At 43.4% G+C, this 23269-nt stretch carries 22 protein-coding genes and 1 pseudogene; 22 read left to right on the forward strand and 1 reads right to left on the reverse strand.

The window, feature by feature from the left end; translation table 11 throughout:
• Window positions 1–182: 182 nt before the first annotated feature.
• From GKD17_RS19490 to GKD17_RS19595, 22 genes are all read left to right on the forward strand, one after another.
• Entirely contained in the window at window positions 183–2660 is a 2478-nt protein-coding gene (locus tag GKD17_RS19490; RefSeq protein ID WP_032935755.1) for an ATP-dependent Clp protease ATP-binding subunit, read from the forward strand.
• Window positions 2661–2671: 11 nt separating this feature from the next.
• Window positions 2672–3094 (forward strand): type VI secretion system tube protein TssD, encoded by a 423-nt coding sequence (gene tssD, locus GKD17_RS19495; protein ID WP_007832777.1) that lies wholly within the window; start codon window positions 2672–2674, stop codon window positions 3092–3094.
• 13 nt (window positions 3095–3107) lie between these two features.
• Window positions 3108–3521, forward strand: a complete 414-nt coding sequence (gene tssD / locus GKD17_RS19500) for a type VI secretion system tube protein TssD (protein WP_007832775.1) — start codon at window positions 3108–3110, stop codon at window positions 3519–3521.
• 12 nt (window positions 3522–3533) lie between these two features.
• Complete coding sequence (locus GKD17_RS19505) at window positions 3534–4619, forward strand: hypothetical protein (RefSeq protein WP_007832774.1); 1086 nt, start codon at window positions 3534–3536, stop codon at window positions 4617–4619.
• Window positions 4620–5026: 407 nt separating this feature from the next.
• Window positions 5027–5320 (forward strand): hypothetical protein, encoded by a 294-nt coding sequence (locus tag GKD17_RS19510; RefSeq protein ID WP_007832772.1) that lies wholly within the window; start codon window positions 5027–5029, stop codon window positions 5318–5320.
• A gap of 14 nt (window positions 5321–5334) precedes the next feature.
• On the forward strand, window positions 5335–5733 hold the full coding sequence (gene tssD, locus GKD17_RS19515; protein WP_007832771.1) for a type VI secretion system tube protein TssD: 399 nt from the start codon (window positions 5335–5337) through the stop codon (window positions 5731–5733).
• 2 nt (window positions 5734–5735) lie between these two features.
• Window positions 5736–6176, forward strand: coding sequence for a type VI secretion system tube protein TssD (gene tssD / locus GKD17_RS19520; protein WP_007832769.1), 441 nt, complete (start codon window positions 5736–5738; stop codon window positions 6174–6176).
• Window positions 6167–6631, forward strand: coding sequence for a GPW/gp25 family protein (locus GKD17_RS19525; protein ID WP_007832768.1), 465 nt, complete (start codon window positions 6167–6169; stop codon window positions 6629–6631). Before tssD (GKD17_RS19520) ends, GKD17_RS19525 begins: the two co-directional genes overlap by 10 nt.
• Before the next feature lie 7 nt (window positions 6632–6638).
• Complete coding sequence (locus GKD17_RS19530; protein WP_007832766.1) at window positions 6639–8483, forward strand: type VI secretion system baseplate subunit TssF; 1845 nt, start codon at window positions 6639–6641, stop codon at window positions 8481–8483.
• A gap of 11 nt (window positions 8484–8494) precedes the next feature.
• Window positions 8495–9373: a TssN family type VI secretion system protein gene (locus GKD17_RS19535; RefSeq protein ID WP_005858621.1), complete on the forward strand. Its 879-nt coding sequence runs from the start codon at window positions 8495–8497 to the stop codon at window positions 9371–9373.
• A gap of 11 nt (window positions 9374–9384) precedes the next feature.
• A complete protein-coding gene (locus tag GKD17_RS19540; protein WP_004288729.1) occupies window positions 9385–10545 on the forward strand; it encodes a hypothetical protein in 1161 nt (386 codons plus the stop codon).
• A gap of 20 nt (window positions 10546–10565) precedes the next feature.
• On the forward strand, window positions 10566–11528 hold the full coding sequence (locus GKD17_RS19545) for a type VI secretion system baseplate subunit TssG (protein WP_032935693.1): 963 nt from the start codon (window positions 10566–10568) through the stop codon (window positions 11526–11528).
• Between the two features lie 19 nt (window positions 11529–11547).
• Complete coding sequence (locus GKD17_RS19550; protein WP_004288731.1) at window positions 11548–12051, forward strand: type VI secretion system TssO; 504 nt, start codon at window positions 11548–11550, stop codon at window positions 12049–12051.
• 11 nt (window positions 12052–12062) lie between these two features.
• Window positions 12063–12575 carry a type VI secretion system transmembrane protein TssO gene (locus GKD17_RS19555; RefSeq protein WP_004288732.1) on the forward strand — a complete coding sequence of 171 codons (513 nt, stop codon included), beginning with the start codon at window positions 12063–12065 and terminating at the stop codon, window positions 12573–12575.
• A 1-nt stretch (window position 12576) separates the two neighbouring features.
• Window positions 12577–13485: a PKD domain-containing protein gene (locus tag GKD17_RS19560; RefSeq protein WP_004288733.1), complete on the forward strand. Its 909-nt coding sequence runs from the start codon at window positions 12577–12579 to the stop codon at window positions 13483–13485.
• Between the two features lie 3 nt (window positions 13486–13488).
• On the forward strand, window positions 13489–15981 hold the full coding sequence (gene tssR, locus GKD17_RS19565) for a type VI secretion system protein TssR domain-containing protein (RefSeq protein ID WP_032935687.1): 2493 nt from the start codon (window positions 13489–13491) through the stop codon (window positions 15979–15981).
• 24 nt (window positions 15982–16005) lie between these two features.
• The gene (gene tssD / locus GKD17_RS19570) at window positions 16006–17073 is read left to right on the forward strand and encodes a type VI secretion system tube protein TssD (RefSeq protein ID WP_007832756.1); all 1068 of its coding nucleotides are present in this window, start codon (window positions 16006–16008) and stop codon (window positions 17071–17073) included.
• 5 nt (window positions 17074–17078) lie between these two features.
• On the forward strand, window positions 17079–18158 hold the full coding sequence (locus tag GKD17_RS19575) for an Imm5 family immunity protein (protein ID WP_235778217.1): 1080 nt from the start codon (window positions 17079–17081) through the stop codon (window positions 18156–18158).
• Between the two features lie 4 nt (window positions 18159–18162).
• On the forward strand, window positions 18163–19047 hold the full coding sequence (locus GKD17_RS19580; RefSeq protein WP_007832754.1) for a hypothetical protein: 885 nt from the start codon (window positions 18163–18165) through the stop codon (window positions 19045–19047).
• Between the two features lie 6 nt (window positions 19048–19053).
• Window positions 19054–19419 carry a hypothetical protein gene (locus tag GKD17_RS19585; RefSeq protein WP_007832753.1) on the forward strand — a complete coding sequence of 122 codons (366 nt, stop codon included), beginning with the start codon at window positions 19054–19056 and terminating at the stop codon, window positions 19417–19419.
• A gap of 19 nt (window positions 19420–19438) precedes the next feature.
• Entirely contained in the window at window positions 19439–21427 is a 1989-nt protein-coding gene (locus GKD17_RS19590) for a DUF4209 domain-containing protein (protein WP_032935684.1), read from the forward strand.
• Between the two features lie 61 nt (window positions 21428–21488).
• Window positions 21489–22055 (forward strand): hypothetical protein, encoded by a 567-nt coding sequence (locus tag GKD17_RS19595; protein WP_005802624.1) that lies wholly within the window; start codon window positions 21489–21491, stop codon window positions 22053–22055.
• Window positions 22056–22173: 118 nt separating this feature from the next.
• Here the strand turns inward: GKD17_RS19595 and GKD17_RS19600 are convergent.
• A pseudogene (locus GKD17_RS19600) lies at window positions 22174–23208 on the reverse strand (TraM recognition domain-containing protein); the annotation flags it as partial.
• Between the last annotated feature and the right edge of the window lie 61 nt (window positions 23209–23269).

A 23269-nucleotide genomic window follows, 5' to 3' on the forward strand; every position in this document is an offset into this window, starting at 1 on the left:
TCAATTTCTGCGCCCAATATATGGCATTTTCTGAAAACTACAAAGAACTTTTGATGATTTTTTCTTGTTTTTACCGAAAATATGCCCATAAGCATAAAAAAAACGCTGCCAACAATAGCCGAATTATTTTTTTTGCCTTATATTTGCAATGTTCTCCTGCGCAATTTTTAAATCTTACGATTATGGAAACAGGAGTTGGTTTCATCAATCTTGATGATTCTGTAAAAATTGCGCTTAACATAGCACTTGCAGTGGCTCGTGAAAATGCGAATGAGTGTTATACACCCTCGCATTTGTTGAAGGCTCTACTTCATAAAGATGTAGGGTTAAGAGATTTTATAATAAGTATAGGCAAGGATTTAGGCTATCTGGAGGAATGGGCGGACGTATATATCGAACAATGCCCGAAATCCACCCAGTTGTCCGAAATCAAGCCTTCGGAACGGATTGACGCCGTTTTCCGTGCCGCAGACGATGCACGAATCCAGTTCGGGCTGTTCGACATCAATCCCATCTGTGTGCTATTGGCACTGGCAAAGCCCGGTGTCGCTTTTTCCAGCGACCAGCTCAGGTCTTTCCCCATTCTGGAAAAGGATATCCATTCCATATATATAGGTAACGGGCAGCCGGCATGTCCTTCCGCCACTACGGAGAAGTCCTATGCCCCGACTTCCGCCTCATCCTCCTTCTTGGGCAAATACTGTGTGGATCTAACCGAAGATGCGGCCAACAAGCTGCATCCGGTCATCAACCGCGACCGTGAAAACCGTATGGTCATGGAGATACTGGGAAGCCGGAGCAAGTCCAATGTCCTGATTGTCGGTGATGCCGGAGTAGGAAAGACAGCACTGGTTTACGGACTTGCCTGGGAGATAGTCAGCCATAAAGTGCCCTCGTTTCTGGAAGAAACCCGTGTATTTGAACTGGACAACGCCTCCCTGATTGCGGGAGCCACCTACAAGGGGGAAATCGAGGACCGCCTGAAAAATATCCTGAAAGAATTGCGGAATATCGACAATGCAATCCTGTTTATTGACGAAATCCATGTATTGCTGGACAACCGACAAGGAAATACCGGTGCGGGAAATGTATTGAAATCCGAACTGTCGCACGGCGATCTGACCGTCATCGGCGCCACCACCATTGACGAATACCGCAAAATCATCGAGCCGGACCATGCTTTCAGCCGCCGTTTCGAGGTCATACAGGTAAGCGAACCGGACATAAAGTCCGCTATCCAGATGCTACACTCCGTGCAGAAACAATACGTGGACTACCATCATGTAAGAATCAGCAACGAAGCCGTAGCCGAATGTGTCCGTCTTGCCAAACGGTATATCAAAGACCGCCGTCTGCCTGATTCCGCCATCGGTCTGCTGGACATGACGCTCTCCGCCATCAAGATGGTCAATGAAACAGGAAAGAAGAATGTGGAGACCCTGCTGTCCGGGCTGGATGAAATAGAAAAGGATGAAAAGGACCTTCAGGAAAAGACCGAAGAACTGAAAACGCTGCTTTTCGTAATGCACAACAAATTAAGCCCCATCCTTTTAGGAGTCATACCCGATGAAGCGGACATTCATGAATTGCAGGAGTATGAAGAACTGACCGGCTATCTGAGAAACGCATTGAACGTCCTCCTCCAATTTGCAGAGAAGAAAATAGAGGAGGTAGGTATCTATGAGGTAGCCGCCGTTGTCGCCAGCAAGACAGGCATCCCTATCGGCAAGATACAGTCGCAGGAAAAGGAACGGCTACTCAATATGGAAGACTATCTGAGGCGACGCGTCGTCGGACAGGACCAGGCCCTGAAGACATTGACGGATGCCATCCTGGAATCCCGTAGCGGCATGAACAAGCCGGGACAGCCCATCGGCTCCTTCTTCCTGCTGGGACCCACCGGTACCGGCAAGACCGAACTTGCTAAAGCACTGGCGGAGGCACTGTTCAATGACGAGAAATCCATGATCCGCTTCGACATGTCCGAGTTCAAGGAAGAACACTCCGCCGCCCTGCTGTACGGAGCACCTCCGGGATATGTGGGATATGAGGAAGGCGGCATGCTGGTCAATAAAATACGGCAACAGCCATACGCCGTTGTCCTCTTTGATGAAATAGAGAAAGCGCACCCGTCCGTATATGACATTTTCCTGCAAATCATGGACGAAGGAAAACTGCATGACCGTCTGGGCAAGGAAGGAGATTTCTCCAACTCCATCGTGCTGTTCACATCCAATGTAGGAAGCGAGTGGCTGACCAAGCAACTTGAGTCCGGCAATGTTCCGTCCACCACCCAGATCATGGAGGTAATGGGACAGTATTTCCGTCCGGAGTTTCTGGCACGCCTGTCTGAAATCGTTCCGTTCTCCCCCATCCGTGAAGAGATACTCCTGAAAATATTCGACATACAGCTCAATGGAGTCAGAAAACTTCTGGACAAGCAGGGTATCGGCATCACCATCAGCGATGATGCCCGTAAAATGCTTGCACACAAAGGATTCACACCCAAATACGGTGCCCGCCAAGTGGCCGGTGTGATCCGTAACTATCTGCGCAGACCGATTTCACGGCTTATCATCAACGAGGAGCTGGGCAAAGGAAAAAGTCTGGAGGTAGGTCTGGACGAACAGAATGAATTAACCTGGAATATTCACCAATAATCAAGTATCGTATGTTTGGATATACCGTATTCTTAAAGATAGGCAACCTGGCTGCCTCCTCACTGACCGACATGTACAAGGACAGCTACCAGCTCATCGGCTGCGAATTCGGATTTGCCCAAGGGATAGATATCAAAGGACAGGCACAGACCGAGGTAAAAGGCGGCACGTTTTATGTAACCTATCCCCATCTTCCCAACCGTGACATGATCCAGTGGATGCTGGATGCCCGTAAATACCAGAGCGGAGCCATCGTAGTTCATGACAACCAAGGCTCCACGCTCGAAAAGATACTCTTTGAGAGAGCGACTTGTGTGGATATGGAAATCAGCTATATCCGGCAAGGCAAAAGCTATATTGCGACCAAACTGACCGTACAGGCACAGAAACTGGCATTCGGTACAGAAGAGTTTGAAAATCAGTGGGTGTTTTAAAAACAGCAGCGTTATGGGACTTTTTAATTTTCCGCAAGTGGACAGCAACGTGAATGTCATATTCAGCGTTGACGGCGACGAATATGCAGTGGAACAATTCAAAATAGGTTTTCACCAGCCAGTAGATAACCTAAAGAACCAACCGGAAGGCGAAGTGCGAGGGGGACGAATCATGATAACCCTTTCGCAGACGGTGAAAAGCAACATCTACGGATGGGCTGTGAAACCGTGGGTGAAAAAGAACGGGGCAGTTCTGTTCAAGACCGGAACATCCGGGGTGATATTTGAGGTGGCGTTTACGAATGCGTATTGTACAAAGTTACATAGAGCAATTAACATGGGACAAGGATTATCAACAACACTGGTTCTTTCTCCAGAGAGTGTAAACGTGAATGGTATTGATTTTGATAATCAGTGGGTAAAATAAATAATTACAATTATGCCTGAATACAATGACAGAACTCAAACATTCATATCGAAAGATGATTTCTTTCAAATGAATAGGATGGATATTATTTATACAGGATATGTTGAAGGGCTTGGCTATGCCTTTGAAGAACAAATATATATTGATGAATCATTATATAGGCAGAATGGAGATAATTTTTTTCATTCAAAGTCTATACAAAGAATTGATTATTCTCCAGAATCATATATAAGAAGTTTACATTTAACAGAAGGACAAATCAAAAATGCTATTTGCTTTTCCAATCCGGACGGGACTTTTTCTGTAAATATGGGATTTAATGCATTTGGAAAAAGAATAGTGAAGGTTTCAAATTTAGATGATGTAAAGGTTTTACTTAATTATAATTGTGTACCGGCAACATTAACAGTTAAAGTGCTAGAAAGGATTAGTGATAATTGTAAAACAGAAGAATATACTATTCCGTTGAAAGATTTCAATATACATTATGGCAGTCAACTTACCTCTGATATATTGCAGACATTTGATATGGTCAATGCTTTTATCGGAACACCTGTTGCCTGGTTAGAAAGTAAATGGAATATAGAAAATGTTTCGAACCGTAGATTTAGACGTGATTTGTCAAATGAAATTAGTAAATCATTAAGGAATAATGGATATAATATAAAATCAAGTACAATAAGAAAAAGTTTGGGGAAATTTTTAAATAGAGCAGGTAGAGTTGGGTCTGTATTAAGTACACTTTCCACAGCTGCAAATATGTTTAACAATAAAAATGTTAAAGTTTCAGATGTTTATACTGTGGTAACAGGACTTTGTGCAACAATACCTGGAGTTGGTTGGGCCATTGGCGGTGTTTTCTTTGCAGCAGATATAGTGGGACTTTGTTTTTTTGATAAAACAATAGGTGATATGATAGATGAAGAATTGGATGGAGGTGTACTTTGGGGGAATGATTATGAGGTTGATCCTATACAAAATATTGATCCTATACAAAATAAGGAAGAACTGAATTTCTGTACAGATTTTTATAATTCGTTTTTTGTTATGCCACAAGACAATACGAAAGTTGTATCACCTTTTATTTATAGGAAATAGCATTATGATTGATTATATTTTTTATAGACTATATATAATGTATAAAAAACATGGAGATCCTCCAATATTAAGTACATGTATTTTCTTATCATACATAGTTGGAATTGCAATAGTTATATTATTTTTTTGCATTCAAAAATGGGCTGATATTCATAATGTATATATTTACTTTTTAAATGGAATTTCCAGTCTTATTTTTTTAATTGCGCCATTATTCATTTTTGTTACTTTTTGTGTTATGGTGTATCGTAAAAAAAAGATAGAAGGTCTAATGAAAAAATATCAAGGTTGTGTAAGGAATAAACTTATAGCTAATTGGATGATTTGGTGTATACCAATTTATGAAATGATTTTAGGTGTGTTGATATATCATTTTTTAATTAATTAGCTGCTATATAAATAGTAGTATGAAACAGTATAAAACATTAATAATTTATACAATCTCCAATGACCAATCAAAAAAGTCATTTGAAGAAGAATTGGAAAAATACGGATTAGAACGTGTGGGAGAACAAGGTATCTTCGCCCTCCCTTTAGAGGAATACCGGACGAAGGTACAGGCTTTCAAAGCCTACCTGCGAGCCTATGTACGCAAGCATCTGGACAGCCAAGATACGGTACTGTTCGTTGAATCACGCATGAACGAGGAACAGACCCTGACCGCCATGCTGCAAACCAATCTGATGAGTAAAGAAGAATAAAACAATATAAGGATATGAGTGCACAATCGTATATTAAGTTTTGGACCGCCGAACCCTCGGAGCATGAAGAAGTGCAGGCATACGACCTGCTGGGCTACGAGTATGACTTCCGGAAAGAAACCACTCCTAATGGAAAGGTAACCGGGAAGACCTACGGCGGTAAAATACGGGTAAGCATTGCCGGATTTCCTACAGAGGAACTCTTGGAATGGATGTTCAATTCAAGAATCCTGAAGGACGGAGAGGTGATGAACACTTCCGACCTGCCCGGTACTCCCAAAGAGATCATCCGTTTCAAGGGAGCAAAATGCCTTGATTTCAATGTGCATTCAACAACCAAAGAGAGCCGTATATCACTATTCATCCACTTCCGGGAAATGGAGACCGGCGATTCGTGTCACTTAAACTTATAATCATGAACTGGTTCACTTCATTGTTCAAAAACAAAAAATCCTCAATGCCGGATGACCGCTACGTGATGCGGCTGTCCGTCTGCCATGAGACATACAGCATTGAAGAATTCGACCTGCAATTCAAGCGGAATACAGACCGTGACGGATTGCCTGAAGGTGAAGCCTACGGCGGATTCGTCACCTGTACCCTCAGCGGGATGCCGGGTGACGAGCTGTTGAGATGGGCCGCATACAACGACTCCCGTGAGAACGGCGAAATACGGATTTATCAGAAGGACCAACCTGACCAACAGGCGGCATTTGCCTTGCGCTTTGTGGAAGGGAACTGCATCCGCCTGCAACGCAAGGTTGACCGTATATCCAATTCCAGCAGCATCGTCCTTCTGTTTGCCGCAAGAACACTGAAGTTCATAGACGAAGAATTTGAAAACGAATGGTACTGACAAGTATGGAAACAAAGTTTTGCAAGTTGCCCCTGGATTTTGAAGCCCTGCTCAGCGAGGATGTGGAAAACAGCCGTCTTGCATCCTGCTCGGAAATCGAGTCCATCGACCAGTTTATCGAACTGCTGATCAGTACGGCTCCCGGCGAACATGCCTTTGACAAGGAGTTCGGCTGTGAGATCTTTTTTCTCGACTTTGAAAGCATTGTTTCACACACCCGTTGGGAAGGACAATTCTCGGAATACATAACCAAGGCAATTACCCGGCACGAGAAGCGGCTTACGGGTGTAAATGTACGTGTCATCATTGATGACACCACCCGACAGGACAATGTATTTGATGCTCCCGCCGTAAAGAAACGTGTACAAGTATATGTATATGGAACCCTGGTACATACCGGAGAAAAACGGTGTTTCTATTATGTAATCTATTTAGGACCGATTTCAACCCGATGAAAGGATTATGAGTACAGAAAAATACAATAAAGAGCAAATCAGAAACCGTATGCTGAAATACGCTGCGGCTTTCTGGGGAATAAAAAAGGCGGAAAACTTCGACCCGGTTGTCAAGCTCCTGCTGGAAGCGTTGTCCAACGAGATATATATGCTGGGAGAGGATTTTACCGCCATCGAGACAAGGCTGTTGGAAAAGACCGCCCGAATCCTTACTCCGGACATCCTTACCTCACCCTTTCCCGCACACGGCATCGTACACGCCTATCCCATAGAACCGTGTTACCTGATAACCAGGGCATCGGGCATGTATTACGAGAGCGACTCGCTTACCCGGAAGCTATCGACCGGAAGCGTATCGTTTTATCCCGCCTGCGATACCCTGCTGCACAAAGCCGACGTGAAATATATGGTCTGCGACGACCTTCTCTACCGGATAGCCCCTACCTTGGAGAAGACCATGATTGCCCGTGCAGAGACAAGGATGCCTCCGCGTACCGTCTGGTTAGGAATGGCGGTGGATGAATCCATTTCCGACCTTGAAGACTTTTCGTTCTATCTGGATTTTCCCAACCTTACGGAAAGCTATGAATATCTGCTCCTGCTCCCCTGTACGGAATGGTCCGTAGAAGGGAAAACAGTCGTGATGGAAGGGGGAATCCATGAAAAGACAACCATACAGAAAGAACCAACCCGTGCCTTTTTCCAAGACTATGACGTGATGTCCGTCATAGACAAGGAAGTCATGGATATTTACAGCAAACATTTTCTGAAAGTATCGCAGTCCTTTCCACTCAACGGTTCCTGCAGGAAAAACCTTCCGGATACCCTGCGGCCCTGTTTCAAAGAGGCCGTTTTGGAGAAGATGCAGGACAAACTGGTATGGGTGAAGATACAGTTCCCCGCCCATTTCACAGCGGAAGTCCTTGAAGAACTTCATGCCGGCATCAACATCGTGCCTGTAGAGAACAAAACGCTTCACGAACAGACGACCACCCTTGAGGAAACTTTCAGGGTGATACCCTTGCGCACGGGCAGCTACGAATCCCTTCTGTCTGTACACAGCGTGAAGGATTCTGACGGAAAGAACTACCATGAACTCCTCTATCCCGCAAAGGATTCCACGGAAAGCTATGGAACCTACTCCATCCGCAAAGGAGGATGCGAGCGTTTCGACTCCCGTTCCGCCAGGGAGCTGCTCGGCTATCTGTCCGACCTGCTGGATGACGAGACCCATGCCTTCAATGCCGTATCAAGCATCAAGCTACAGGCACTTACCATCCAGATGGAGCAGCTGATGGCGCAAATGAAACAGACAGCAGACAACATGAACGAGTTCAGGGAAACACCTTATTACCTTATGATTGACGAACTGTCCGGCAAGGGGCAGATTACCGTCAAATACTGGACAACCAACTGTGAGGTAGGAAACCGGATACAGGCAGGCGTAAACCTGTCCCCCAACGCCACCACTTACCTGGACCCGAAGACATTGGCTCTGGTAAGTACCACCTACGGCGGGAAACAAGCCCCCCAAAACAGAGAACGGATTGACATCTACAAATACGCCTTCATTTCGCACGGCCGTGTCCTGACACAGAACGACATAGCCAGTTTCTGCAAAAAAGAACTCGGCGAACTGCTGGTGCGTACAGAAATCCGGAACGGGGTGGAAATCAGCCCGATGCCGCACGAAGGACTGATCCGAACCAAAGAAGTCCATCTGATTCTTGGAACGAAACTGGATGAGCCTTCGCAGGAAAAACAGATAAAAGACAACCTGCGTACCAAACTTTCGGCCTGTTCGCCGGACACATTCAATTACCGGATATTCATAGAATACAATAAAGCATAAATACCATACTTATGAACCCAGTTACCCAACATCTCATTTCATCGTACCTGCTGATGCCGCTGCTGACCGTGATTTTCGGAATCGCAGCCTATTTTATCGCACGCAAGAACAAGCTGCTCAACAACAAAAAACTGATTGCGTATCTGCTGCTGTGCGGCATAATCCTTGCCCTGCCCGGTCTGTCCGGATTCATGGACTATAACTTCATGCCCTATGCCTACATCCTGTTGGTCATCCTGTACTGGACTGCCGGATATTACAATCGGCTCATCCTTCGCAAAGTGTTCGCATCAAGCAAGGAAATGCCTTCTTTCGGCATCCAATGCCTGCTGACGGTTACGGTCATGCTTCTAGGAGCCGGACTCTTTTCCGTAGTGTTCAACCTCTGCAACGAACTCCAGTACGGCATCTGGGCCTCCACCTGTCTGCTGCCCTTTGCATTTCCACTCCTGTATTCCCAAACGGTGAACAGCTATTTCGACATACCCATTGAAATTTATAAAGTATGGAAATATTCGGAGGAATATGACTCGGATACCTTGTACATCAACCGTGAACGGAGCATCGTAATGGATGTGGATATATTCCGCAGGGTGGATGACCCCGCATCGGAACGCATAACCGGCAAGGCATCCGAGGATGTCATCTTCGGGCAGTGGTTCCAGCGCATGATTGACGACTGCAACCTCAAATCACCGTCTTCGCCCATCGTATATAAGAATGAAGGAGGAGCCTATTACGAATGGGTATTCTATACCAAACCGTCCTTTTTCAAGAGACGGCGCTATATAGACCCCGACGTTACACTTGCCGGCAACAAGCTGAAAAGACACGATGTAATCATAGCCAAACGTGTGGCAAACGAACTTATAAAGTATAACGAATATTAAATAGAAACATTATGATAGGAAAACAGAGCCAAAAGAAAAAATATCCGCTGGTAAACTGGGCGGACGGAATGCCTGTCAACAAAGGGCATTTCACCCAACAGGAAGACCACTTTACGGACCGGTTGTGCGAATACCAGTCATTTCATCTGAACCGCAATACCTACGGACTCCTGCCATTCAAGAAAGGAGAGCCGGTTTCCGGCGATTTCAGCATTACGGAACTCGTTACAGGCACCTTGGAAGTCCGTCTGAAACGTTGCCACGCCCTTACTTCCGGAGGTTACCTGATAGATTATGATGCCGGTGAGGATGACGAACTCACCGCCAGTTTCCATATCCCTACAGAAGAGGAAGAAGAAAAGGACAAGCGGTGGGATGTCATACTGATGGCAGACCCTTTCGAGCATCTTCCTTCGGGTATTCCGAACGAGAAGGAAATCAGTCCACGCCAGCCCAATGCCTTACCCAAATATGCATTGAGCGTGCTGCCGAGCGGACAGACCGACGGAAGCGAGCTGGGAAGACACTTTCTGCTAATCGGCCGCCTGCGCAAGAACGGAAACCGCTGTGAAGTGGACGGAAACTTCATCCCGCCATGCACAAGCATGTCCAGCCATCCGGACCTGAAAGGCTACTATACCAAATTCGGGCAACTTGTAGATTCCATAGAAAAGGCCTCGTTTGACATCCTTGCCAAAGTGGAGAATGCAGAAAAACAGACCAGCCTGGCCACCAACATCGGTATGCTGTGCCGCCATGTCATGCTGTTCATATCCGATATCTACTTCTCCTTCCGCAACGAGGGGCAATACTATTCACCGCTACACTTCCTGAATGTATTCTCCACATTGGCTCACCGCCTGTATGTATGCCTGAGTTTCATGGACAAGGAAGACAAGGAGGACCTGCTGAAATACTTCAACGAATGGAACGGCATCACTCCCGGTGCCTACGAAGGCCTGCTGAGGGAAAACTGCGGGCTGCTGTACAACCACCACAATATCCGCCAACTGATGGTTACGGCGGAACGTTTCCTATACCTGTTCAACGACCTGTGGACAACCCTCAGCCGTCTGGAATATATCGGCAAGCACAAGGAAAACATCGTTGTCGCCGAACGCTCCAGACAACCGAAAGAATCGAGCGAGTCACGCTGGAACATACTGGACTAATCCCCTATAAGCGAACGGACATGACGGAAGAACAAGATAAAATAGTACGGTTTGACGAAAATTCCCATTCATTCAACCTGCCGGATACCGACTTCAAGGCGGAAGTGGTGGCCAGCGGACTGAAAGAGGCCGGGTATGATGCAGAGCGTACCCTCATATTCAGACGGGGAGACATCCGGCGCGGATTCTCGAAAGACATCCATGATATCCACCCGGAATATTCCCATTATGACCTGACGGATTACCTGTATCTTTATGTGAACAGGAGAAGCCTTTATGACGAGCTGCCCGAAGGCATATTCCACAAGAACCTTTACCAGTCCGAGAAAATATCGAAGGAACAGGTGCTGGACGAAATCCGCATCCACCGTGAAGAGGAATTTTTCGCCCGCCGTTTCTTCAAGCCTTTCGAAATCTCCCTGGACCATATGCTGGTAGCCTTCCAGAACAAGGAACGCCGCATTGACGAGATGAACGTACATCCGGATTTCGTAAGCATCTTTTCCGGTCAATGGCCCGTACTGGAATTGCTGCCGACCCATCTGGCGGTCATGCTTGTCCATATGCTGGCCTATATGGAACAGATTACAGCGAGCCTCTCCAAAACCGGCGAGTGCATGACCATTCTGACTGGTGTGCCCATGCATATCAAGAGAGGAGACAAATGCGTGGTGGAAGTGGATTCCTGCCTTATTCCCAAATTGGGAAGCTGCATTCTGGGAGACGACATGGTTCTGGGAAACAGTTTTGCCGACGGCACCTACCAGATGCTGGTGGAAATCGGTCCCCTGTCCGCCCGACGGATGGAGAGCTTCTTTCCCGGCGCCGCCGACAGTAAAATACTGAATGCGCTGACAGAACTGTTCCTCCCCTCGGACAAGGAGATACAGATCCGCTACATCATCCAGCAGGAAGATGCCCGGTTCAGGCTGGGAACCCCAACCGAACAAGGCGCCTATCTGGGTATCAGCACCTATTTATGAATATAAAACATCATCCTATATGAAACCGAAAAACAACACAGAAGTAAGGAAAGCCTATCTGAGATTCGCGGGCTATCTGACATGCTGCACCATCCTTGCAGTAAGCATCTTTGCCTGTTTCCTGAAAACCTCCGGCATAGAAGTAAAGCGAATCACGGAGCAGGCGCTGGAATATGACCATATCTATGCCAAAGAGCTGTCCCTGTCGAACAGCATGGACTCCATCTACCAGTACATGAAACTGATGAACACTTCACCGCAAATAAACGACAAGCTCCTGCAAAGCGTAGTCAGTACGCGCAAGATGAACCTGCTCAAATATGTCCAAGGCATGGACACCAAAGATTGCAGGCTTTACAGGCAGCTGCTGGAAAACCTCAACATCTTCCTCGGGGTAAAAGACTCCATCCGTCTGCTGAATATCCAGGAAGAGATGGTGAAGAAAGACCTGATGCAGTGCATCCAAGACAACTGGAAAACAAGGCGTAACCTGAATGTGGGTTCCGGCGGCAACAAACAATAAAACGGAAAGCCATGGACAACAACAGAAAGACAATGAACAAACGGGAAATATTCATGGGACATGCCTATGTATTCCTGTTCTTTTTCCTGACAACCGTAGCGTGTTGTCTGGTAATCTTCATGTGGAACTCAGATTTCAAGATGTTTGAGCAGAAAGAGTTCGTAAAGATCAAGATGAACCGCATCAAGGATTTCCAGCAGGAACAAGCGGAAAGCCAGTTGCCGGTGGACTCCCTGTTCCGTAAAATAGAAACATTTGAACCGGGCGTTTACGCCCAGTATGAAGAAGACGACATCCATTATCTGATAAACAACCTGCGGAACACATACGAAAGGAACAGCTGGGACAAGCGATACAAGCTGTTCATGCACATTGCCGACTTTTATGCCATGTGGCTGTCCGACAGGAAACAGCTATGGAGTATCGGACAAAACATAAGTCTGTTCAAAGCCAATCTGGAGGAGTGCGAGATAGGCTTGCAGAAAAAGGAGGAAGACTTGCGCTCAGGAACTAAAAACAAATGACATGGGAAAAATTTATACCAGAAAGATTCTGTTCGTAATCGCAGCCATGCTGCTGTGCATCCTTGTCGCCATACTGATCCGGCTGTTCTTTTCCAGCCGCACCGTGCGTATGACACTGACCCCCATAGAGGTGGAAACCGGAGAAACGGTCCATTATGCAGACAGCACCCGCAACGCACGCTCCTGGCTTTGGGAATTCGGCAACGGGGACATATCACACGAACGGAGCGGAGAATACGTGTTCAAGAAACCGGGACGCTACCAAGTACGCCTTCAAGTGGACGGAGGACTGGAAAGGAAACAGATCATCACAGTACACAGGAGCCGGGATGATTACGGAAGCGACGAGCTTGTCAGGATGAAAGCACCGGCAACCGCCTTTCAAGGAGAAATCGTATCTTTCAAAGGATACGGTCCTTCGAAAGAATGGCGCTGGCAGTTCGGAGAATCCGGAATTGTCGATTCGCGGGAGCAGAACCCACTCTACGCCTATACAGAACCCGGCATATACGAGGTTCTGCTGACTACGGAGAATACCCAATATCCGGTCCGGCACACCATTGAAATCCTTCCCCAATATACGGAGAACGACTCGACAGACGTGCTTGTCATCATCGGCAATGACATCCGTGAACACTTGCAAGCCATCGTGGACGGCAAGCCGTTCAATACCCATTACAATTATATCCTGAAGAAATACCTTTGCGGAAATCCGGACATAGCGGTAACCGTCAACAACAGCAAGAAGAATGATTTCTATTCCTATTGTCAAGGACTGAAAATCATAGCACGCAGGAAAACCCTTATAGACGAGGTGTTCGTCGATATGGGAGACAACCTGAACAACGAATGTGTGATGCAGCTGATGGTAACACAGCACGAACGCTTTTCCGAACAAAAAAACAAATGAGGCATGAAAAAGAATTGCATATCGACACTCATAAAAGGAGGATGGATTTGCGGGTGCATCATCTGTATGGCATCCTGCAGACCGGTACACCGTTTTACGCGGATAAAGAATGTACCCCGTGAATATATGCGAAACTATTCCATAGAAGGGGTAAAGGCTCCCCGCAGCCAGACACTGCCCAAGCATACCCCGTGGATTGTCTTTGCCAATGAAGCAGGAACGACCTATCTGAGTCCGAGCGGAAAGAACGAGATGCAGTCTGTGAAATACATGGACGCATTTCTCGTCATCAAGCGAAAAGGAGACTGGCTCAGAGTCATTCAATACGACCCAGCCATTCTGAAAAACGGGAAACTGAAAGAATGGAAACAGGCAAAATACTGCGGATGGATCAACCAAAACGACCTGTTGCTGACCCGGAGCGGCTTTACCGACATTGTTACCGGATTCAAAAACAAACAGGTGGTCATGCTGAACGACAGCGTGGCATTGGCCACCCCAAAAACGTATTTTGCCAACGACTCCGTAAAACTGTTCAAAAATACAGACCTGACACAAGAGGCTGGCAAGATTCCATTTTACAGTGTCGTATATCCTTATCAAATATCGGAAGACAAAGGATGCACCCTCGTGGCAGACAAGCCGCAGCTTGACGCAGACAGCATAGGGCATGCTGTCATCGGATGGATAGACGGACGCCTGCTGACCGCCCCCGAACAGCAGCTCCATATAGACATAACCTCGCTGCCGGACAGCACGCTCGTCTTTAAAGACAGGGAACGGAAAGACACCTTGCCGCTATCATCCAACGACCTGAAGCGGAAACTGCAACTTTCGGCCAGCCAGCCTGCTATCCGCTACAGCCCGGTACTGTCCTACCGGAACAATGACACGAGCTTCTGCTTCAAAACCCGGCTTCCGATGCCGGTCATCGACAAACGGGAAAGCTATGTGCTGAATGTCAACGGCAATCCAATCTATTACGGGACTTTCAAAAACAAGATAGAGAAGGACCTGCAAAAAATAAACCTCATGTTTGTCCTGGAAGGAAAAGAGAACACCATCCAACGGTTTCCAGCCGTGGTGAATGCCATCCAGGGACTGCAATCGCAACTGGTGAATGACGACAGCTTTTCTTTCAGGTTCGGTGCCGTGCTTACCTTCAATGAACCGGACAACCGGAAAGACCCCATCTGCAAACTGACTCCCGACTACATGGAGCTGCTTGATTTCCTTTCCGCCAAAGCACGTAATGCCGAGCAACTGAAACCTACATACGGACGATTCGGCAGCTGGTCCGGCCTTCGGATCGGAGTGGAGCAATTCAACAAATGTCCGGATGAAACCAATATTCTGGTTGTCATCGGCGATAAAGGGTTCAACAGCGAGTGGGCAGACTCCACCTTGGTGAACAAGCTGGTAAAAAACAACTGCCGCATGATCGGCTTCCAGCTCTACGGAGGAGAACCGGACAACTTCAACAACTTCGTGCTGCAAATCGGGAACATGATAGACTGCTCGGCACCACGCATCAGCCGGAAAAAACGGGAACTGATTGTATATCCCGAACAAATCAGAAATGAAAACGAATATGCGGAGGTGAACCATAACACCTATTGTCTGGACTTTCCAAACCGGAGCATGACACAGGGATGGCTGGTGTTTCCGCAAAAGAACGAATCGCTGGAACTGGAAGGACTGACCACCGCCGTGGATTCCATGCTGATACAAGTGAAGTTTGACAATACCCTGCTGAGCAACAGCCTGGCAAGGGCATTCGACGAAGTGGGTACACACCGATATAGGACAGATTCGACAATGACAGCTTATTACCATATCCGCCAGTCGGGGGTACAACCCATGCTATCCGTACTTCCGGATACCGAACCCGCCTGGAGCCTGCCTGCACAGCCAATCGTACTGCCGGACTCGCTGTCCTCCACACTGGACTATTATCTGCTTGTCAACGAAGAGGAGTTCAAACGGTTGAGAAAGTATGTGGAAGCACCCTCCAAGCTGATTGTTGACTATAAATACGAAGCGGTCAAAAAGAAAAAGCAAGCGAAGGTGGATATCTGCGATTGTCCGGACGACTACCTACAGACAGATGCCGAAGAATCTACCGTACGTGTAAAGACGGACAGCCTGAACGCACCGGAATATGCCTCAACCCGACGTGTAAGAAGAAAACTGACCAGACATTTCCTTTCAGAGCGCAACAGGGACAGATATTGCAAGGTAGGGAGAAAGACTTTCCTGAGAATGCCCCTGTCAGAGGTCTTGCAAAGGTTTACCTCCTGCCCGACCGACTATCCTTTCTTTGAAGTTTACCGTGTCAAGGACTTGCGGAAAAAGAAAATGATTACGGATGCGGAGCTGGACATGCTGATTGAATATTTCAAGGAAAAGAAAAAACTGCTAGACGAAGCCGCCGGCAAGTCGTTCCAGTCCAACGGGCAGACATACTATTGGATCAGCCGCGACCTATTACCATAGTCATTCACCTGAAACTGTATTATCATGATTTATGAAACTATTCTGAAAATAAGAGGAATGGAGGTGCCGATACTCTATTATAACTATCGGTGCCACATCCGGCACTATGATGACCCGAATCTGAGAAAAATCATACAACTCCACATCCAAGTATGCGAGGAAATCGGCAATCGGGAGTGTCTGCTGGTCGAGGGAGACCTGATTACGCTTGCGTTTGAGTGCAAGGGTGAAGAACAGTTCTTCTATGACTGGCTGAACGAAGGGGCCATGCACAACGGGGAAATCCATTTTATCTACAACGAAGTGGAAATAGTGGATATTTTCCGGTTCTGGGACTGCTTCTGTGTGAAAATAGAGGAGTATATGAGTGCCGGAAACTCTCCGATGATGATGGTGCTGTATTTGTCACCGGGAATTATCAAAAGGAATAATCTGGAGGTTAGGGAAAAAGAATGGAGTGATAAGAATAAAACATTAACTTATAGTAATAACGTACATCCAAAAGTTTATGAGAATTTATCATCCACAGTTGTTGATAATAGCTTTCCGAAAGATGATTCTATTGGGGAAATAAAGATAAAATCTCAAGAAGAATTGGAAGATGTTCTTTGTGAAATGTCTAAGGAGGCTTGGAGAAGAGCTGAAGATATAGCAAAATTATTGCCCAAAAGTAATAGTGGTAGAACTGTTTGTTCAGATGGAATCGTAACTATCAGCGGATATAGTAAAAAAAGAGTAAGTAGGAAATTTAGACAGCAGGTTCCTAATATGGTGGATGTTCCTGTTTCTTTAGTTATTGCAGAAACTATGAATATAGAGCATAGTTTACATAAAAACTCCTTTTTAGATAATGGAATATCTGGTAGTAGCAGTGCTTCTCATGCTGAAAAACAGATGCTTGTGAAGCAGAAAAATGAAATGGCTTTTGGAGTAAATAAAAAGATTTGTGAATGCTGTTATGAATTTATACAAAAAATAGCTCAAACAACAGGTAATACTATTTTTGTAACTCAACCTATTGATGAAACATATATCTTTAGTCCAACTTCAGAAAAAGGTAGAATATACAAAATTGGAAATACAAAAATATGAATGATATGAAAGAAATAGATAATTATTTGATGTTGTTGAAAGAGGAAATAAGGAATAACTCTTTTGGACATTTACCATTGAAATATCGTGTTCATCTTATGCGTTATATAGGTAGTCCATTAATTGTCAACAAAATATTTTATAATTGTGCAGTTAAAATAAAGAGCCTAAATGAGGAAATATTTTGTAAGAATGAAATATTGCTTCAGATATTATTTGAAATACAAAAATATTTATATGGCAATAAAGGTGATAAAAATCATTTTATGGTAATTTTTGATAAATATAAAAATTATCTATATGAATATGATGCTTTTGGAGGATTATTATTGTCACTATGTTTTAATATTGCTACTGATGCATCCTTGATATTGAATATAGCGGAATATAATGAAGAAGATGATAATGAATATGATTTTGAAGTGTGGAATCCTGATTTTTTTGCGGAAATAATTTGGTCTGAAGGTATCTACTTTGCTGCTCCAAATAGTGGTAGTGTAAGAAAAAGAGAAGCATATTGGTTTTGGGTATTGGATACCATAAAAAAGATCTACAGAGATACTGATTTGGAGATTATTCCTTTATCTTATCAAAATAGAATAGATAAAAAAATTACTATCCCTTTTCGTAATCAATTTGATGATACTATTGAGGCTCAATTCAAAGATGTACTACTTTATATAATGAATTGTGAACCTCAAAAGCTAAAGGAAGGACTTGGATATAAGATATTATTTGTCTCATGTATAGTTGATATGTTTAATATCACTTCATCTAAAGGGGATACAATAACATTAAATACAAAAAATGTAGATAAAATCTGTAATGCATTTAGAAATATACGTAAACTAATGTATAAGAACAATTCAAAACAAGGTGCATGGTTTCAAGTTGAAATATCGTTAAAAAATAGAGACATATATACATCCAAGTTTAATTATGATGACTTTGATCAAATTCCATCTTTATTTCATAATCCTGATTGGTTGTTGAAAATGTTTAAAGAGTATCCACGAAGTAAAGAATATACACCAGAATGGTTAAGAAAAATCATAGGTAATAAATGTAAATATTTAAAAAAATAAAATTATGGTTCCTTCTGCTTTGAAAGTAAATTCATCTATTACTTTTCTTATATCTATTATTGATAGTTTTAATTATACAATGGACTATATGGAAAACGTAGCCCGGAACTTCACGAAGAAGTATCCCAGCTACCTTATCCATAAGAAAAGCGAAGACAAGATAAAAGCCTTTCTGACCGATATGGTCAAGACCAAAGTGGAAACCTTTGCCAATGCAGAGGCAAAGAATGTGGCAGTAACTGAAGTGCGCGAAATAGCAGACCTGATAGCGGAATATGAAGGTGCAGAAAGTTCTTCATCTTTTGGAACCCATCCTACAGATGCCCCCTCTTTAGGAAACACCGGAATGGAGCTTGCCATGAGTGTAGACACAGGCGCATCGGACATCCGTCCTGTCAATGTAGCCAAGCCCGCAGGCGCATCGGGGAAACCCAAGATAATGAAACGCAGTGTCATTCGCGTAACCGTGGAGCTGGAAGTGCTGATGGAAACCAAACAGTACCTGCATTTCTTACAGGAACTGCCGGAACTGTTCAGTCTGCATGAGTTCTCGAACCTACGTTGCAGAGTAACATGGAAACAGAAACGGGTGAGCTATCAGGAATCTCCATTTCCTATTGAAGTAAAGGTTGTGGAAGACCGTAAATACCAACGCTGGTTTGTAACCTTTACGGTATTGATGGTGCTGTGCTTTATCGGGATAATCACTTTGTTCTTTTCCATTCCGAACCTGTACAAGCAGGACATCCACTTCCTGCGGAATGATACGATTCATCAGGAGTTTTCCATTTCCAACAGCCGTATTGACTTGAAGGATGTAAGCCTAACGAATCATGGCGGGAAAGACACACTTGTCATCAAGGATAAAAAGATAATCATAGCCAAATAAAAAGCAATGGAAAATTCAATTCAGATACAAGGGATAAGAAACATGCTATTCCATAGCGGATGCCCGGAAGACCTGCTGGAGAGCTACCTGCAATTCCTACAAACCGGAGGCCAACAGGTGCAGATTGTTAGAGGAGAAGTCTTTATGATGTTTGAAAAGGAGGCGCAATACCGCAAGAGAAAGAATGAGGAGATGAAAGGAACCGTAACTTTCTGCAAAAATGACGGAGATAATGTCGGGGAATACAATACAGGAGTGTTTATCGGGATGGAGTTTATCCAATGCTGTTTCAACCATGGGATTCCGGCACGGGTGCTGAATGTGCAGAGGGTGCATGGGGAAGTGGCGGAGATTGTTGTGAAATTTGGATGATAACATTGTAAATGTTAATATGGGAAAAGGTGACAGTAGAACAAAGAAAGGAAAGCGATTTATGCATTCTCCACGGAAGTATTATCAAAAAAAACAATTAAATACTGGAAAGATGGAAAATAAGAGTGAATATGGTATATATGAAGAGTTCTTAAAGAATTTTGATTCTGTAAATTATAAGAATAAGGACTCATCTACAATTAATAATGAATTTCAAAAAGTAATAAGTGAACTTTGTGAAAAAGATATGATTAATGTTGCTTTGCAAGCAGAATTAGATCGACAAGTTTTTTTAATAAGAAAGTCTTTTGAGTTTCAAGATGATGAAACAAAGGGGACAATTAAAGGATTATCGTGGCAAATGGCAGGAACACAAGATATGGCAAATGGAAACAAAATACCTTTTTATTGGCCTGATGTTAGAAATCTTACTAAAGAAAATTTCGAGTTCTTTGAGCAGCGTTATAAAAAAACGAATAATCTCTATGCAAAAACCGAATATGGTTTGATGGTATATTTCGGACAAAAAACAGACTGGTCGAAAAATAACAGTTTCAAGCTTCAGTTATGCAACGAATTAATCTCCTTAGCTCAAGAATATTATGGTGAAGCTCAAAAAGGAGAATATTTCAAATTGGGATATGTTCTTAATCGTTTGGAATTGGCTTTACAAATTGCAATAAATAGTAAGTTTGAAGATTGTCAAAAGGCAATCATTGAACAAGTTTTTGATATACAGCAACATTGGAGTGTAAATGATAACACAAAACATGTTCCTTTAAATTATTCAAGGTTCATGTTAGAGCATTATAGCATTTGTAAAAAATACATAGACTTTGAAAAAGTTATAGAGCGTAATAAATATGCTATCAGCTTGATAGAAAAAGATAATCTTTATATGGCCGCAGATGCTATTGAATTTACGGATAAGTTAAAACAAAAAATAAATCTTTCAATAGAAGATTCTTTAAGACAGAGAGCTGAGGTATATGAACAGATTGCCAAAAGCAGGCAGGAAGATATAGCTTCAATGCATTTTATAAAATTAGCTTTGGATATTTATCTTAAAATAAAGGACAATGGAAAAATAAAAGAGATGGAAGAGTTATACTCTGAAAAGAGAAATACTTTCCAATTGACAGAAACTTCCATTCCAATTCCAGATGATTATATAAAAACAATTGATGAAACTGTAAAACAGACTATAGAGACTTGTTCTGTAGATGAGTTGTTAGATCAATTTGCAGGGACTCCTTGGTATGAAACAGATGATTCTATTCAAGCCTTATCTGATGCTGTGGACAATGGACTTATAGGTACCCTTCCTTTGTCATGCCTTGACAGATATGGCAACACCGTTAAAACATACACACCAGCAGAAGGAAAATTTTGGTCTACATATAGTTTCTTCTTCAAAATTGGTACATTAAAAATGCTTAAATTATTTATGGCAGCCATTGACTCTCAAAAGTTATCATACGATTCAGTTTTAAACTATTTGGAAAAAACATGGTTAAATGAACCTATTGAGAGAAACTATAATGGTAAAAAGATTTGTGTTGTTCCTTTAGATACTGTTAAACCTGGATTAAAGAGAATCTTTGATGAACTTAAACAAGCTGAAGGAAGTTATATCCCTGATTATGTCACTATTATAGATAGCTTAACACTTAAGATTGAAGGTCTTTTGAGATTTTTTATTGAGAAACTTAAAATACCCACTTTTGCTAAGAGACGTTCAAAAGATGGAGATGTCATAATGGAAAAACTTTTTGATGATATTATTGCAGATCTGAAGGGAACTCCAGAGAGACCTTCTAGTTTTGTCAAAGATCATCTTACCATGCTCAAATATGTAATGTCAGAGAAAATAGGCTGGAATTTGAGAAATGAGGTAGCACATTCTTTACTTCAAATCGAAGATTATTCGTTAGACAAAGTTGTTGTCTTGTTCTGCTTAATTCTTAAATTGAGCAAATATGTGTTTATAGAACAACGTGAAAGTTAAAATTGCAAAAGGAATAAAGTGCAATTTATTAATACGGATTAACTGATTTAATATTTTGATTATGGACGATGATTTAAGAAAAGAAATATCAGATTTTTTTTTGACAGATAGTTCTGGCTATTTAGCACGATATAGGGCCTTAATAAATGTGTTTACAAATATAAGTACACGTAGTAAAATATTGGTGGATTTATTATTTTCTTTTGAGTGCAGTTTGAAATCTTTGATTTTTTTGAGAAGTGACTCTGATGAAAAATCAACGTATAAAATTATTCGGACTCACAATTTAAGCAATCTCTTGTCAAAAGTTGACACGGCGAATTTTCAAGATATTGCCAATTTTATCCTTGATGAAAAGTTGGATGATATATCCGTGGGGGTTCGTTATACTCTTGAAGCCAATGTTAAATTCAGAGAGCACGGCTTATTGGGGAGTAAATATTATGAGACAATAGCGTCGTATCATTGGATAGATAAAGTTTATCAAGAGGCTAAGAAATTGAATGAGTTTGTACGTAACGAAAGCATTTCTATGTTTGGACTTATAACCATAATTAATATTCAAGATATTGATATTAATAAATTGATTGATCGAGAAAATCGCATCAGGAATATTAATAAACCTTAGAAATATCCTAATATCATTGTCATAAAGGAAGGTATACTAACATCTGAAAAGAAGAACGACAGTACTTAAAGGAGAATAATCTTTTCAGATGTTATGTTTATTTTGAATTAGACAGATTTTACTTGTGTGAGGTATCATCTTTTAACCCCAACCTTTCACATAACTCCGGATCATTTTTGATTCGGTTCATTTCCTCATTAATGATTGCCTGAGCATCCAATTTAATCTGGTCGTAGTTGCGCTGTATCTGCTGCATCATGATATCGTTTCCATCCTTGTCCTTAAATTCATTGATGACAGGGATTTTCCGGTAAGCCTTTTCCTCCGCGCCGACTTTGGCATGGTCCACAATGATTTCAGCATGGAATATTTTCTGGTCTATCTTTTCGCCAAAATTGTCGGAAACGGCTCCGACAAATGTACCCTGGGACAGGTTGGCAATCTTGGAAGCCGGGATGAGCGAGTCAAGTTGTGTGCTAATGGAGGTGGATACATCCTGACGGTTGATGGAGACAGACTGCCGCTGCTGGAGTACTTTGCCGAAACGTTCGGAAAGCGTCTTCGCAGTTTCTCCAACCACCTGACCGCTGAAAATATTGCCTACCGTGTTTTGGATGACCTTCGACTCTTTTTCACCGTAATCGCGGTTCAACTGGCTAAAATCCTGAAAGCCGAGACAGACCGCTACCTTGTTGCTTCGGGCGGTAGCGATGAGGTTGTCCAATCCACGGAAATAGATGGTCGGCAGCTCGTCAATGATGACAGTGCTCTTAAGCTGTCCTTTCTTGTTGATGAGTTTGACGATGCGGGAATTGTATAGTCCAAGTGCCGCCGAGTAGATGTTCTGCCTGTCCGGATTGTTACCCACGCAAAGCAGCTTGGGCTCTTTCGGGTTGTTTATGTCCAACGAAAAATCATTACCTGTCATCACCCAATACAACTGTGGGGAAATCATGCGCGTAAGGGGAATTTTTGCCGAAGCGATCTGGCCCTGGAGCTGGTCCTGGGCGCCCCCTTTCCAGGCATCCATGAAGGGGGAAAGGTAGTTTTCCAGCTCCGGATACGAGGTCAGGATAGTAAACAAATCCGAATAAGGCTTGTTAAGCAGTTCCACCGCATGCGGAAAGGAACAATAAATACCGTTTTTGTAAATTGTAGGCTCGGCACTCGGCGCCTTGCCGCATTTCTGCGGTAGGTTTCCGAGAGCCTGCCCC

The organism is Phocaeicola dorei (assembly GCF_013009555.1).
Taxonomy (GTDB): domain Bacteria; phylum Bacteroidota; class Bacteroidia; order Bacteroidales; family Bacteroidaceae; genus Phocaeicola; species Phocaeicola dorei.

Bases quoted from the DNA above. Each gene is read 5' to 3' on its own strand.
- GKD17_RS19555 (WP_004288732.1), top strand. From the start codon at position 12,063: ATGGACAACAACAGAAAGACAATGAACAAACGGGAAATATTCATGGGA.
- GKD17_RS19580 (WP_007832754.1), top strand. From the start codon at position 18,163: ATGGTTCCTTCTGCTTTGAAAGTAAATTCATCTATTACTTTTCTTATA.
- tssD (WP_007832769.1), top strand. From the start codon at position 5,736: ATGAACTGGTTCACTTCATTGTTCAAAAACAAAAAATCCTCAATGCCG.
- GKD17_RS19590 (WP_032935684.1), top strand. From the start codon at position 19,439: ATGGGAAAAGGTGACAGTAGAACAAAGAAAGGAAAGCGATTTATGCAT.
- GKD17_RS19575 (WP_235778217.1), top strand. From the start codon at position 17,079: ATGAAAGAAATAGATAATTATTTGATGTTGTTGAAAGAGGAAATAAGG.
- tssD (WP_007832771.1), top strand. From the start codon at position 5,335: ATGAGTGCACAATCGTATATTAAGTTTTGGACCGCCGAACCCTCGGAG.
- tssD (WP_007832775.1), top strand. From the start codon at position 3,108: ATGGGACTTTTTAATTTTCCGCAAGTGGACAGCAACGTGAATGTCATA.
- GKD17_RS19490 (WP_032935755.1), top strand. From the start codon at position 183: ATGGAAACAGGAGTTGGTTTCATCAATCTTGATGATTCTGTAAAAATT.
- tssR (WP_032935687.1), top strand. From the start codon at position 13,489: ATGAAAAAGAATTGCATATCGACACTCATAAAAGGAGGATGGATTTGC.
- GKD17_RS19535 (WP_005858621.1), top strand. From the start codon at position 8,495: ATGAACCCAGTTACCCAACATCTCATTTCATCGTACCTGCTGATGCCG.
- tssD (WP_007832756.1), top strand. From the start codon at position 16,006: ATGATTTATGAAACTATTCTGAAAATAAGAGGAATGGAGGTGCCGATA.
- GKD17_RS19510 (WP_007832772.1), top strand. From the start codon at position 5,027: ATGAAACAGTATAAAACATTAATAATTTATACAATCTCCAATGACCAA.
- GKD17_RS19595 (WP_005802624.1), top strand. From the start codon at position 21,489: ATGGACGATGATTTAAGAAAAGAAATATCAGATTTTTTTTTGACAGAT.
- GKD17_RS19505 (WP_007832774.1), top strand. From the start codon at position 3,534: ATGCCTGAATACAATGACAGAACTCAAACATTCATATCGAAAGATGAT.
- GKD17_RS19560 (WP_004288733.1), top strand. From the start codon at position 12,577: ATGGGAAAAATTTATACCAGAAAGATTCTGTTCGTAATCGCAGCCATG.
- tssD (WP_007832777.1), top strand. From the start codon at position 2,672: ATGTTTGGATATACCGTATTCTTAAAGATAGGCAACCTGGCTGCCTCC.
- GKD17_RS19530 (WP_007832766.1), top strand. From the start codon at position 6,639: ATGAGTACAGAAAAATACAATAAAGAGCAAATCAGAAACCGTATGCTG.
- GKD17_RS19525 (WP_007832768.1), top strand. From the start codon at position 6,167: ATGGTACTGACAAGTATGGAAACAAAGTTTTGCAAGTTGCCCCTGGAT.
- GKD17_RS19550 (WP_004288731.1), top strand. From the start codon at position 11,548: ATGAAACCGAAAAACAACACAGAAGTAAGGAAAGCCTATCTGAGATTC.
- GKD17_RS19585 (WP_007832753.1), top strand. From the start codon at position 19,054: ATGGAAAATTCAATTCAGATACAAGGGATAAGAAACATGCTATTCCAT.
- GKD17_RS19540 (WP_004288729.1), top strand. From the start codon at position 9,385: ATGATAGGAAAACAGAGCCAAAAGAAAAAATATCCGCTGGTAAACTGG.
- GKD17_RS19545 (WP_032935693.1), top strand. From the start codon at position 10,566: ATGACGGAAGAACAAGATAAAATAGTACGGTTTGACGAAAATTCCCAT.